The organism is Psychromonas sp. CD1 (assembly GCF_002239585.1).
GTDB lineage: Bacteria > Pseudomonadota > Gammaproteobacteria > Enterobacterales > Psychromonadaceae > Psychromonas.
The window spans coordinates 1237346-1251182 of sequence record NZ_NDFH01000003.1; the positions used below are offsets into that span (position 1 = coordinate 1237346).

9 protein-coding genes are annotated in these 13837 nt (G+C 39.1%); 2 read left to right on the plus strand and 7 right to left on the minus strand.

What is annotated here, in order from left to right:
- The first annotated feature begins 959 nt into the window (after positions 1-959).
- A complete protein-coding gene (gene selA, locus B8W84_RS07270; RefSeq protein WP_094752591.1) occupies positions 960-2333 on the plus strand; it encodes an L-seryl-tRNA(Sec) selenium transferase in 1374 nt (457 codons plus the stop codon).
- On the plus strand, positions 2330-4201 hold the full coding sequence (gene selB, locus B8W84_RS07275) for a selenocysteine-specific translation elongation factor (protein WP_094752592.1): 1872 nt from the start codon (positions 2330-2332) through the stop codon (positions 4199-4201). The genes selA and selB overlap by 4 nt, the downstream gene beginning before the upstream one ends.
- Positions 4202-4293: 92 nt before the next feature.
- Here selB and selD read toward each other — a convergent pair whose 3' ends face one another.
- The 7 genes from selD to hycI form a co-directional block, all read right to left on the minus strand.
- Positions 4294-5334: a selenide, water dikinase SelD gene (gene selD / locus B8W84_RS07280; protein ID WP_094752593.1), complete on the minus strand. Its 1041-nt coding sequence runs from the start codon at positions 5332-5334 to the stop codon at positions 4294-4296.
- A gap of 54 nt (positions 5335-5388) precedes the next feature.
- The gene (locus B8W84_RS07285) at positions 5389-6699 is read right to left on the minus strand and encodes a sulfurtransferase (protein ID WP_094752594.1); all 1311 of its coding nucleotides are present in this window, start codon (positions 6697-6699) and stop codon (positions 5389-5391) included.
- A gap of 13 nt (positions 6700-6712) precedes the next feature.
- Positions 6713-7570 (minus strand): formate dehydrogenase accessory sulfurtransferase FdhD, encoded by an 858-nt coding sequence (gene fdhD / locus B8W84_RS07290; protein ID WP_094752595.1) that lies wholly within the window; start codon positions 7568-7570, stop codon positions 6713-6715.
- A 67-nt stretch (positions 7571-7637) separates the two neighbouring features.
- Positions 7638-9857 carry a sigma 54-interacting transcriptional regulator gene (locus tag B8W84_RS07295; protein WP_180706041.1) on the minus strand — a complete coding sequence of 740 codons (2220 nt, stop codon included), beginning with the start codon at positions 9855-9857 and terminating at the stop codon, positions 7638-7640.
- A 188-nt stretch (positions 9858-10045) separates the two neighbouring features.
- Positions 10046-12193 carry a formate dehydrogenase subunit alpha gene (fdhF, locus tag B8W84_RS07300; RefSeq protein ID WP_094752597.1) on the minus strand — a complete coding sequence of 716 codons (2148 nt, stop codon included), beginning with the start codon at positions 12191-12193 and terminating at the stop codon, positions 10046-10048.
- A 70-nt stretch (positions 12194-12263) separates the two neighbouring features.
- Positions 12264-12818 (minus strand): 4Fe-4S dicluster domain-containing protein, encoded by a 555-nt coding sequence (locus B8W84_RS07305; protein WP_094752598.1) that lies wholly within the window; start codon positions 12816-12818, stop codon positions 12264-12266.
- Positions 12819-13254: 436 nt separating this feature from the next.
- Positions 13255-13837: hydrogenase maturation peptidase HycI (hycI, locus tag B8W84_RS07310; protein WP_257797934.1), on the minus strand; the 583-nt coding region annotated here is incomplete at its 5' end.

Here is a 13837-nt window from a genome sequence, read left to right on the forward strand (position 1 = left end):
ACACGTAAAAGCGCCAACTTAAATGCGGTAGAGACAAATAGAGTAACTGCTACTATCAATACCTAGGAAATAAAGCACGTCAGTATAAGGATTTTTCAGCACTTTGTAACGTGATAATCTATGCTTTTTATAAAAAAACATAGATTACTCGCTTAAATACCTATATTTCACCGAAACAGAAACAATATCACTCTATTTTGGCTTTGATTAACTTTTTTTGTCAAACAATATAAAAAGTATATTTCCTACACTTTCACCTATATTTGTTTTTTATATTCTTTTTTGCTCAAACAATTTAGTTTTTCCAGAAGCACACATTTTCTTAAATGTAGTCTGCTCAATTCGACATGAACGCTCTATTTGGCGTTATCCTGCGCAAATGCCGCAGATAATCTGAAATATATTATTAGTATTGAGCAAAATCATTGAACTTTATTTAAAATAGGTCTTGCATCCCAAATAATAAAGATAAACGCGCCGGAAAAAGTGAAATTCCCGTTTAAAATATACATCATTGAAGGCCGTCAAAGGTAGAGAAAAAATCAACTAACAAGGCTTGTTATGCTATATTATTCATTGTTTGTGCATAATATAAGCGATATTAAGAGCTTTAAAATAAAATAAATACTCTTTAATAATTGCATATTAGCAAAATAAGTCATCAAATTATGAATAGACAATCAGTACGACAACACAGAAAAGTTGCACATATATAGATAGCAATTTTTTATCACAAAAAAATGCTCTGTTGATATAAAAAAACAATTTAAAATAATATTTGCCAAGTAAAGCCTCTTCCGCCAAATAAAATAGCTAAATTATATATAAATGCTTGCTGAATTTACGCAATAAGCATTATGAAGTAATCCCAACTCTTACATACCGCTGACTTTCTCTGGGCTATCGCATCTATTGCCGGTCCGGCGCTATAAACGGATAATTATACACAGGTGAATCTCATGGCATCTCCCGCCTCTTCAATAAATTATCGCTTGCCCCAAATTGAAAAATTATTACAATTAAATGAATTTCAGGCTCATATCGATAGTTTAAGCCGACCTGTCGTTACCCGTTTAATGCAAGAAGAGTTACGCGCTATCCGAGAATCTGATGATTTTAAAAGTAAAGGTTGTACAGATATAGATGCAATACAGCGTATTATGTCTCGCTGTGCTAAAACTGAACATAAAAAATTGCAGCGCGTCATCAATGCAACAGGCACGATTATTCACACAAATTTAGGTAGATCTCCTATTGATGTCGAAATTTGGGACAGTGTACGTGACATAAATACCGGTTATAACAACTTAGAGCTACAAATTGCATCTGGTAAACGCGGTGGACGTAAAGGATTAATGTGTGAATTATTGCAAGCATTAACGGGTGCCGAAGATGGTTTGATCGTCAATAATAACGCCTCTTCGCTTTACTTGCTATTGGCCGAACTTGCAAAGGGTAAAGAAGTTATCATTTCCCGCGGTGAGCAAATTCAAATTGGTGGTGGATTTCGTATTCCGGACATTTTAGCGCTGACAGGCGCAAAAATGGTTGAAGTTGGCTGCACAAATATTACCACTGCTGACGATTATATTAACGCTATCACCGCAGAAACCGCGTTAGTACTCATGGTACATCAATCTAACTTTACAATTCAAGGGTTCACTGAAAAGCCGGATATTGCAGAGGTTGTCAAACGCTTGCCTGCACATATTATTTTAGCCGTTGATCAAGGCTCAGGGCTCACTAATGAAACGCTTTCTCAAAGTGAAACCTCCATTGCACAGTATATAAAATGGGGCGTAGATCTGGTGTGTTTTTCTGGTGATAAAATATTGGGAGGCCCGCAATCGGGTATTATTTGTGGCCGTCAGACTTTAATCGCTTCACTAGAAAAAAATCCGATGATGCGTACGTTCCGACCGAGTCGCATTATCTACTCATTGCTCGAAGCGTTACTTATCAAAAAACTCAACCACGCCCCATCAGGTAATGGTATTGCACAAAAAACCATTGATGAACAGAAAAAAACGCTTGATAAAGCGAAGCGCTTAGTTGATTTTTTTCCTCGTAATTTAACCTTACGATCACTCCCGTTAATTATTGGCGGTGGCGCATTACCCAATACACAATACGTCTCATTTGGCGTATCGATCACATGCCAAGGCCACTCAGCAGAAGCAATAAGTAAAGCATTACGGCGAGGTAAAAACCCCATCATAACCACCATAAAAAATGATGAAGTACTGTGTCACTTAGCGACTGTAAATGATAATGACTACCTGGTTTTACAACAAAAACTTCAAGATTACTTTCAAGAGTTGTGCACACTATGAGCCTAAAAACGCTTTCACCATATCATGCTTCTATTGGTATTATTGGCCATGTTGATCATGGAAAAACAACGCTTATTCTTGCTTTAACTGGCATTTTAACCGCCCGAGAGCATGAGCAAAAAAGAGGAATGACCCAAGATCTCGGTTTTGCTTATTTTTGTGATGAGCAAGGTAATCATATTGGTATTGTCGATGTACCTGGCCACGAGCGTTATATCCGAAACATGGTGTCTGGAATTGCCAATTTAAACGCGGTAGTATTAGTAATTTCTGCTACGGAAGGTTGGATGCCGATGACCACCGATCATGTGCAAATTGCACAAGCATTAGGTCAAAAAAATATTATTATTTGCATCAATAAATCAGATTTAGTATCCGAGGAAGAGATAATAGCATTAGAAGAGGTAGTTTTAGAACGTGTTATGGACATGACAAACCTCGTTCCAGAGATTGTTTGTGTGTCGGCATTAACAAAAAACGGAATAGATTTGCTAAAAAAAACCATTATTAAAACTGTTTCAGTTTGTTCTGCACAACAACATCTACTACTAAAAAGCCAAGAAAAAAGAGAAGAAATCACACCTGCTCGACTCTATATTGATCGCAGTTTTACGCTAAAAGGCCTTGGCACGGTGGTAACGGGTACGCTCTCACAAGGCGTTATTCATGTTAATGACAAAGTATATATCGCATCGTCTTCAAAAAAAAATCAACAAGCACAAGCTTTTAAAGTGCGGAGTTTACAGTCGTATCATCAAAAATGTGACATGGTACAAAATATCAGTCGCGTTGCAATTTGCTTAAAAGGTATAAAACGTAAAGATATTAAGCGTGGCGATTGTTTGATGTCAGAGCCAAATGCGTGCGAGATGACCGAACAATTAATTGTACGCCTGTCAGATGACATCAAATATGTGCCTGAATTAAAAAGTTATAAGAACGTTGAAATTGCATTGGGTAGCTGGCATGGCTTCGGCCAGCTTATTTACCTTAAAGACACACGTTTAGTACGTATTAAACTCACGCAACCCGCACCCGTTTACTTTGGCCAATCTATCGCATTAATACGTCACGGTGGCAGTACGTTGATCCACGGAGGCTTTATAGTATGGACATCAAAAGTAACCGGCTTTTTGCGACGTAAATTATATCATGTATTAAATTCACTTAGTCTACCCATTAAACCACAACACCACGCTCAAATAGAGTTCTCACTTTGCGGTTATATAGAACTAAAACATATTGATATAAAAGCGATTAATGAAAGAACAATCGTCCATGAACAGTGGCTATTTAATGAGAAATGGCTACTTGAGACAACGGAATCAATTAAAAACCATTTAACAAAACCTGAAATCGCAATAGGCAATAGTAATACTGAACTTAGTCATCATCTACGTATCGATATGCCCGCGGTTGAGATGCTCACTCACTATCTAAAAACAAAAAAAATGATCCATTTAAGCTATGGCAAATGGATATTCGGTGATGGCGACTCCGAAGATGATCTTAGCCTAGAGGCGCAGACGTTATTATCTGAGATCCGCAGCAAAGGAAAATCTGGTTTTGAACTAAACAAAGAAGATATATCAACAACAGAAAAAGCACAGCTCAGAAACCTTGCTCGTCTTAAATATGTGGTCCAAATCGAAGGTGATATTTATTATGATCAACAGCTCTACCGGACCCTAATAAAGGCGGTTCTTGCCTCCCATATAAAGGGAGATATCATCAGCATGAGTGATATTAAAGAGCGCAGTGGTTTAAGTCGTAAATATTCAATCCCTCTGGCCAATCGCATGCAAAAGGATGGCTGGGTTCGGCGCCAAGAAAATGATCGTATTATTTTAAAAGAGTACATCGAGTAACTGCCCTTATTACATAATGCACATAATACAAAAAGGGTTAATATTTTCAAATATTAACCCTTTTTGTATTATTATCGCAATATTTACATTGTTCAGTCAACATACACCACGATTGAGCTGCACTCGTGTTTCTGATGCATCTCACCAATAGAAACAAGCATAATGCCATGTTGTACCGCTACGCGTTGTAGTGCATCACGATTGCCTTTTTCAACTGCCAGCAACAAACCACCAGAGGTTTGAGGGTCGCACAAAACGGACTTTTGCAATTCGCTAATATCGCCAATAAGATGCTCATAACTTGCATAATTTCGTGCAGTGCCACCAGGAACACAACCTTCGGCGATGTAATCAAATACTCCCGGTAACGTTGGTACGTTATCAAAGACTATATGAGCAACTAATCCAGAACCAATACACACTTCACTCAAATGTCCTAACAAGCCAAAGCCTGTCACATCTGTCATAGCTTTCACACAATCGAGTTGTGCAAAATCAACGCCAGATTTATTAAGTTTACACATCCAATCAATTGCTAAACCTTGATGCTCGGGTTTTAATTTAGAAAACTTTTCAGCAGTCGTTAGAATTCCGATCCCCAAAGGTTTGGTGATAAATAACTCACAACTCGATGTTGCTTGGCTATTTCGCTTGATCATATCCGTATTCACCGTCCCAGTAACCGCCAAACCAAAGATAGGCTCAGGCGCATCAATGGAGTGACCGCCGGCTAAAACAATCCCCGCATCCTGACAAACTTTACGTCCACCCTCAATCACTTTTTGTGCCACATTAGGTGATAATTTATCTAACGGCCAACCTAGAATGGCAATCGCCATAATAGGCTTTCCTCCCATTGCATAGACATCGCTAATAGCATTGGTTGCAGCGATACGCCCAAAGTCATAGGGATCATCCACAATAGGCATAAAAAAATCAGTTGTGCTGACAATCGACGTACCATTTTGCAAATCATACACGGCCGCATCATCTCGATCTTCATTGCCCACTAATAAATTGGGGTCACTAAACTGTGGTAAATTTGTTTTTAAAATTTCACCCAATACTTTTGGAGAAATTTTACAGCCACAACCGGCGCCATGGCTATATTGGGTAAGGCGAATTTTATTCATTCTCGGTCCTTAAATCAAGCGTGTTTAACACGACTTTTACTGGGGTTAATGCATCTATTTAATTGCAGAATGTTCTGGATCTCCGGTTTCGACAGGCTTTGTACTATCCATACTCCACTCATACCAGCCTCCATCAAACACGCTAATATTCTTCCATCCCATCAAATATGCATACATAAAAACTTCTGAGGCGCGCCAGCCAGTACCACAATAAAAACTGACATTCTGATCCGCGCGAATGTTCCATTGTTTCCATTTGGCTTCAATTTCAGTCGCACTGCGCACCGTACCATCCGGATTTTTAAACGAGTCCAAACTATTCGCGTTATTACCACCTTGTCCCCATTTTGCTCCGGCAATACGTCCTTTAAATTTAACGTAACTGTAACCACTAACGTCACCCGTATATTCCCCCCAACTACGCACACTGACAACTGAATTTTTCTCGGTGTCTTTTAGCATCGTTTGTACTTCTTTTACACTAATAATATATTCAGGATGAACGGGGAGCGTCGCACCAAAATCAACCGATGTAACGCGCCGAGCGGCTCCTGATTCGGTGGGTAATTTTTCAGCAATCCAGGCATCCCAACCGCCATCAAGTAAACGTACATCTCTCACACCCGCGTACATGAGTATTTGCGCAATACGAGCGGCGCTTAAATTAAGTCGGCCGTAAAGTATCACCGTACTATTGATCGTTATACCCAATGCTTCTATTTTTTCTTTAAGCTGCTTGGGAGAAACAACATTCCAAACGGGCTCTGATTCAAAATCATTGGTATTTGCGTAAATTGCACCTTTTACATGTGATAACAAAAAGTTTGTCATATCATCACGTCCAACTTCAACAACAATGAAATTGTGTATTGGTGTGGCTGTAATCTGTCGAGGATCCGGCAAAGAAGTCAATTGATATAACCAGTTAGCACTAACTAACGTCTTAAAGTTAGGTAAGGCAATAAGCTGCAGACTATCGTCACTCAGTGCTTTTTCCCGGATATTAACATTCTTAAAATCAACACTTAATAACTGCTGTTGCAGTTTTTTAGCATCGATACTATTACAATATATTTGGGTTGGTTTATCTTTATCAAGTTGTTTTTGCTCAATAAGAAAATGTGTTCTTTGTGCAAGCGACATATCTGTTAACCATTGAGGACGCACATTTATCGCATTAGGTAAGTGTCCACCAACGCTCATTCCTTGCTCTGGCCACCCATTAAAAAATTCACTCGCACGGCAATCAATTATCTGAGAAGAGGTGAAGATAGATGCAAACACTGCAGGTGTCATTAAAAATAAAGAGGTAAATAAAAGAGTGCTAAATATCTTCTGATATTTGTTTTTCGATAGTAAAGACATAGTGTTTTCTCGATTAGTCACTGAATTGAATGCGATAAGCGTGTGTATATAAATTCATTCTGCCTGTACGACAATAAGCGGCTAAAGTAAGATTTAACGTATCAGATAAATCGACAGCCATACTGGTTGCCCCCGATATGGCTAATAGTATTCCGACATTAGCGGCAGCGGCTTTTTGAACCATTTCAAAACTTGCGCGACTTGATACTAAAATAGCCCCATTTTGCAAATCTGATTTCAAGTAATGCCCAATCAATTTGTCTAACGCATTATGGCGACCGACATCTTCACGAATCGCCAAAATTTCACCTTCGGCTGAAATATAGGCAGCAGCATGTGTCGAGCCCGTAAGTTGATTAAGTACTTGATATTTCTTGAAAGACAATAAAGCACGTTCCACTGCAGCATAAGATAAAAATGTGCTCGTTGAAACAGGCTCCACTTTCCGAATGACATGTTGCAAACTTTCCGTGCCACAAATACCGCAACCGGTTCGGCCACTCATATTACGACGCGCACGTTTTAAACGTTCAAAGTGTCTATTTGCCAATGTCATACGCACTTCAATACCGTTAGATACACTCACCACTTCAATATCTTGAATATCTTTTGCTTTATCAACGATCCCTTCCGTGACAGAAAAACCAACCGCTAAATCTTCAAGATCAATAGCGCTACACATTTGTACGGTATGTGCGACTCCGTTATAGACCATTGCCACCGCTGTTTCAACAGCCAACTCATCTTTTTCCATCTCAAAAAGTTGCCCATCATGAAAACGCAAACACGGATAATTACTACAAGTCAGTGGAGTAACAGATCCCGTATCGATAACAGGAGGTCGTACTGATGATGTGATCACATCATTCATTTATATGTCCTTAATCTCAAAATTTACACATTAAATACGCTTAATAACAGATTACCCACGAGAGTTATTACATATAATCATGCGATGTAATAGCTAATCTCTGCATGCGAGATACCAACGTAGTTCGTTTTAAGCCTAATCGATGCGCCGCACCTTTAGGGCCTGCCACGATGCCATTTGTTTCTTTTAGTACCTGAATAATTTGTTCTCGTTCAATACTTTTACCGGGTTTAACTATGCCGGTATTTACGGAAGTTACCTTTTTTACACATTCATTGCTCCCCGCATAATCGCAAAAAGAGACTTTACTCTCTGGCGGTTCTTCGGTGCCAAATATAGTGCGCCCAATCTCAGGGAAATACTCTTGTAATTCTGACATCGGCAGATGCAATACTTGCCCAGAAGTCATAATAACCGCCCGTTCAATCACATTTTTTAGTTCCCGAATATTACCTGGCCACGGTAAAGAAGAAAGAACACGAAGAGTTTCCGAAGAGATTGATTGAATATCTCGATTCATTTTTTTAGCAAAAAAACGCGTAAAGTGTTTAGCAAGCAACGGTATATCTTCGCGTCGCTCACGTAAGGGTGGAATACGGATTGGAAATACGTTTAAACGGTAATACAAATCTCGACGGAAAGTATTGTCTTTCACCATGCCAAGTAAGTCACAGTGCGTTGCGGCAATCAGGCGCACATCCACGGGTATAATTGTATGATTGCCAACCCTTTCAATTTCACCTTCTTGTAAAACGCGTAAAACTTTTGGTTGCAATTCCAGTGGCATATCACCAATTTCATCGAGAAAAAAACTACTTTGATGCGCTTCTTCAAAGCGACCAATTTGTTGGCTAACCGCCCCCGTAAAGGCCCCTTTTTCATGGCCAAACAAATCACTTTCAAACAAACCTGATGGCACCGCAGAGCAATTCATTTTAATCATTTTTTTGCCACTTCGATTACTGGCTCGATGGATCATGTTGGCAATCATCTCTTTTCCAGTACCGGTTTCTCCGAGAATTAATACTGTGCTATCGCAATCTGCTACCCTTAAGACCCGTTCAAATACTTCCTGCATCGCTTTACTTTGGCTAATGATCCCACCATAACTTTCATTGCTTTGATCACTTTTACAAAGTAGTACTTCATCTTTTTTATCTGAGCGCATCATTAGTTTACTATTGTGCTGAAAGTTATTGATCGCAACAGAAACACGTGCAGTTATTTGCACCAATAAATCTAAACGAGTTTGAGAAAAGTACTTTTCTGTACGGTGTCCATATTTAATAACACCTAACACTTTCTGGCGAAATAACAACGGTAAAACACATTCAGAGCTTAATTGATTCGACGTGTAATGATCATCAACATGCGCAAATTTATGCTTGAGAAGCGGGTAATCACTACGACTTAATTGCAAAATTTCTTTTGACTCAATCACCGACTCTGCTATCGTTTTTGCTTTATTTTTTTTGTGGATTACATACTGTGGTTTTCCATCTTCACCCTGACTCACTTCATGACAATTTAAGATATCACTACCCGATGAACACGACATAATACTGATAAATTCAATCGCAAAATGTTCTTGCAAATGCCTAAATAACAAAGTCGCTAAACCTTCAAAGTTTACTTGCCCTATCACCGCTTCAGTGACATCCACAAGCACATGATTATGCAACGTATTACCTTCTTGAGAAGCATTTACAAACGCCATTTTTTTCATGGCCTGTTCTGATTTGGCATAGCCAACCAATTCATTCTTAAAACGATAATGATGATTTAAATTAGCATCAAATATTTTCGCTAAAACAAGAGAAACGACAGTCGACAAATGCTTTAAATCGCTAATACCTGAGCTGGTTAATTGCGTAACATTAACAACTTCTATTTTACCAATGTAACGATTAAAGGCGCTGAGTGGAAAGTGATAAATACTGTGTGCATGAGCATAATTAGGGAGATGCGAATAATAGTGAAACTTGTCGCTAAATGTCTTTTTATCATAAAGATGATATTTTTCTGCAAGATGAACACCCTGTGATGCTTGGTGCATTTTAAGCGGGTTTAGTGACAGCGTTTTGACTTTATCTGCTTCAGGATAAAACAAGAGATGGTTATTTTTATCCGCATTATGCAGAAGAATATTAACCGATTGTAAAGACGCTGTAATAAACGGAAGCGTATTAAGTTTTTTAACTAAGTCTTGGAGGTTAATCGCACTGCATAGATGCGAGAAAAATTGGCTAATTTTATCGTTAGAGACAAACTCATCATTTAGTTGCATAAATTCCGCTATCAAATACTGAATTAAGAAGAGCATTATGATGATGTTTTTTATACGAAATTTGATCTTACTCAATAAAATTAAATTATTGACATAATTTTTATTAAAGGCACTCGAAAAGTCACTGCCTTATTATTATTAAAGGCAGTGACTTCATTTCGATAGTGAGTATCCCTTAAACGGGGAAACTACCCTTTCGCGACGTCTCGAAGCTTATTACGTAATGCACTGTACTCAACTTGAACATGATTTTCTGCCCAACTTTGATCGTCAATTTTCTCAACTTTTACGGCACAATATTTATATTCAGGCGTACCCGTGATCGGATCAAGATTCTCAATAGTGAGTTCATTACAAGCCCCTATCCACCATTGATAAGTCATGTATACAGCACCTATATTGATACGCTCATTATAGTTTGCACGCGTGATTACTTTCCCTCGACGTGATGATATCCAAAGTAATTGCTGATCTTTAATACCGTGTGATTTCGCATCAAGGGGATGCATTTGAACATACCCAGGCTCATCCGCTAGAGTCTGTAATGCCGAGCAGTTTCCGGTCATTGAACGACAAGAATAGTGCCCCACTTCGCGTACTGTTGAGAGAACCAAAGGATAATCACGATCTGGTATTTCTTGCGGTGGGCGCCACTCAGAAGCAAACAACTGTCCTCGTCCGTTTTCAGTGGTAAATTTGTTGCCTTCAAATAAGAACGAAGTCCCCAAATCGTGATCACCTTCATCGGTACATGGCCATTGCACACTCTTTAAGCCTTCCATTTTTTCGTAAGTTGCACCCGCATATTCAGGACATAAACTACGTATCTCATCCCAAATCTCTTTGGTGTTCTCATACGACATTGGATAACCCATTGCCGTCGCCATTAATGAGAAAATTTTCCAATCAACTTTTGTACCCTCAGGTGGATTTATCGCTTTATTAAAACGTTGAAAACCACGATCTGCACAACTAAAGACGCCTTCATGTTCACCCCAACTTGTCGCAGGGAAGATTACGTCGGCCATTGCCGCCGTTTGCGTCATAAAAATATCTTGAACAATAACGAGATCAAGTTTACCCATCATTTCACGAAATGCCGCTAAATCCGCTTCTGTTTGAGCAGGATCTTCACCAAATATATAATAGGCTTTCATTTTGCCGTCATGAACTAGATGGTTCATTTGTGTCAATTTATAGCCTTCATTTGGTGATAATGAAACACCCCATTTATTCTCAAATTTTTCCCGCACAGCGTCGTTGGTTACTTTTTGGTAGCCCGGATAAATATTCGGTAACATACCGATATCACAGGTTCCTTGTACGTTGTTTTGTCCACGAACCGGACCACAACCCACACCTCGGCGACCAAAGTTACCAGTGATAAGAGCAAGACTTGCTAATCCTTTGACCACATCGACAGCTTGCCCATATTGGGTGACGCCCATCCCCCAAAGGATCATAGATTCAGAAGCGGTTGCATATAAACGTGCAACGCTACGAATATCTTCTGGTGCGAGTCCAGTAATAGTTGCCACACTTTCCGGCGTGTATGTACTAATAATTTTTTTATATTCTTCCAAGCCATCTGTATATTTATCGATGTATGCTTGGTCTTGTAAATTTTCTGCAAAAATGGTGTTTGCCAATGCATTCACAAGGGCCATATTAGAGCCATTTTTCATTTGAAGCCATTTATCCGCCACACGTGCACTTTCAATTTTACGTGGGTCACAAACAATGATTTTTGCACCATTTGCTTTGGCTTGAAGAATATGTTTTGCCACAATAGGATGTGAATCACCCGCATTATAACCAAAAATGAGTAAGCATTTTGCATCTTTTATTTCAGTAATAGCGTTGCTCATTGCGCCGTTACCTACAGTTGTCTCCAGACCGGAGACTGATGGTGCGTGTCACACCCTTGCGCAGTGATCCACGTTATTGGTACCAATAACCGCTCGAGCAAACTTTTGCATAACAAAGTTTGCTTCATTACCAGCTCCACGCGCACAACCTGTCGTCATAATCGCATCTGAACCAAAATTAGCTTTGATTGATGATAGGCGAGAACTCGCAAATTCAATCGCTTCATCCCAAGAAACTTTTTCCAATTTCCCGCTTTTTTCTCGTCGGATCATTGGACTTTTTAACCGTGGAACTAAAAGATTAGTATCATTGAGAAAATCCCAACCATAATACCCTTTCAAACACAGTTCGCCTTCATTAGTACGGCCATTCGCCGCCTCAGCACCTACCACTTTACCGTTTTCAGTCAGTAAGTTTAACTTACATCCTGTACCGCAATATGGGCATACTGTTAGTGTTTTTTCCATTTAAAACTCTCACTTTTATGGTTTTATTTTTTACTTTAATAACGCTTTTATGAGCATTCACAGTTACGAACTAGAAGTACTCAAAAGAAATAACATCACCAGCAGCTGACGCAGCTGCCAATTGTTTTTTCTTATTCATTTGATCTAAATCCTCAGAAGTGACTAAACGTAACGCATTAGTTGGGCAAACTCGAACACAAGCCGGACCGTCATCACTGTGTGCACATAAGTCACATTTTAGCGCTTGAGAGGTTTGTTTTTCCGCTTTGAACAACGATGACTCCGCCCCTTTAGCAACCGTAGTTGTAACAACTGTCATCGCACCATAAGGGCAAGCTACCACACAGGTCTTGCAACCGATACAACGCTCTTGGATAACTTTTATATGATTGTCTTCAGAAATAATGGCGTTATTGGGACATACTTGCGCACAAGGTGCATCATCACATTGGCGGCATAATACAGGTGTCGAAACATCTAAATTTTTAATCACCGTTAAACGTGGTACGAAGCTTTTCTCCGTTAGCTCATAATCTGAACCCTGTTGGTGTGAAATGACACAGGCAATAGTACAAGTTGTACAACCAATACACAGATTAGGATCTGCAAAAACAAATTGATTCATGATTCAACCTTTTCTTAAGTCAGAGACTCTTATGTAACAAAAAACATACTGGCAAACCAGAACGCTTTTGTTGATCCGCTATCATTAATAGCAAATGGTTATTTGCATAAATCATGCCAATAACAAGCCCTTGTGCATATAGCTGTAAATCATTGATTTAAAGGCAAAAGAACAAGATTGCTTTGAATGTTAAATCAGGAAACATTATATATCGACAGCTTATTATTTAAATTCGTCATTAGTGTCGATAGCATAAATGAAGAAGAGAGGCGTCATACACTTGTCAGTGTTACTATAATTAAATGATTGTTATACCAAAGCTAAAACCGTGATAATCAACAATCTAAGCTTACACATTATCCTCTCTTACTATAACAAACACTGCGCAGTACCTTTTTCATTTTAATATACATAGAATTCAGAGTAAGAGCACGCCTTAGTCAGCCCATGATATCGGTAATTTCGCATCGACTTCATTGAATTTTTGCAATGCTTGATAGATCTCTTCAACTGCATATTTTACCATGTCCGTCATAGGAAAAGAGAACGCGACAATAGCAGGTTGAATACCAATAAACTCCACCCTTGGTATAAATTGTTTAAGCTCATCAAGTAAGAAATTTAAGGGCAGAGAGTGCGTAGACATAATAAACATATCCGCAATCGTTTCAGGATCAATAATACGCACAGTACCCGCTTTTTCGGCCATTTCGGCTGCATCCACGAGTACCAATGTTTTAGGCTGCAAACGACGCAAAATATGAATGCTATCTTCAGGTATAGTGCCCCCATCAATGACGAGCCAACCCTTTATTGGGAAATCTATCATCTTTTGAGCTAAATAAGGGCCCACACCATCATCACCCATCATACTATTACCAACGGTCAGTATTACTTTTTCACAGGGATGATTAAACACGTCAGGATCCAGCATGAAAGCACTAGCAGCCGAAGGTTTTATCCCACTGGTAATGCCTGCCATTGCCATATCAGCAACGGATAAATCGACGATAGATAAA

Bases quoted from the DNA above. Each gene is read 5' to 3' on its own strand.
- B8W84_RS07285 (WP_094752594.1), bottom strand. From the start codon at position 6,699: ATGTCTTTACTATCGAAAAACAAATATCAGAAGATATTTAGCACTCTT.
- selD (WP_094752593.1), bottom strand. From the start codon at position 5,334: ATGAATAAAATTCGCCTTACCCAATATAGCCATGGCGCCGGTTGTGGC.
- B8W84_RS07305 (WP_094752598.1), bottom strand. From the start codon at position 12,818: ATGAATCAATTTGTTTTTGCAGATCCTAATCTGTGTATTGGTTGTACA.
- selA (WP_094752591.1), top strand. From the start codon at position 960: ATGGCATCTCCCGCCTCTTCAATAAATTATCGCTTGCCCCAAATTGAA.
- selB (WP_094752592.1), top strand. From the start codon at position 2,330: ATGAGCCTAAAAACGCTTTCACCATATCATGCTTCTATTGGTATTATT.
- B8W84_RS07295 (WP_180706041.1), bottom strand. From the start codon at position 9,857: ATGCAACTAAATGATGAGTTTGTCTCTAACGATAAAATTAGCCAATTT.
- fdhD (WP_094752595.1), bottom strand. From the start codon at position 7,570: ATGAATGATGTGATCACATCATCAGTACGACCTCCTGTTATCGATACG.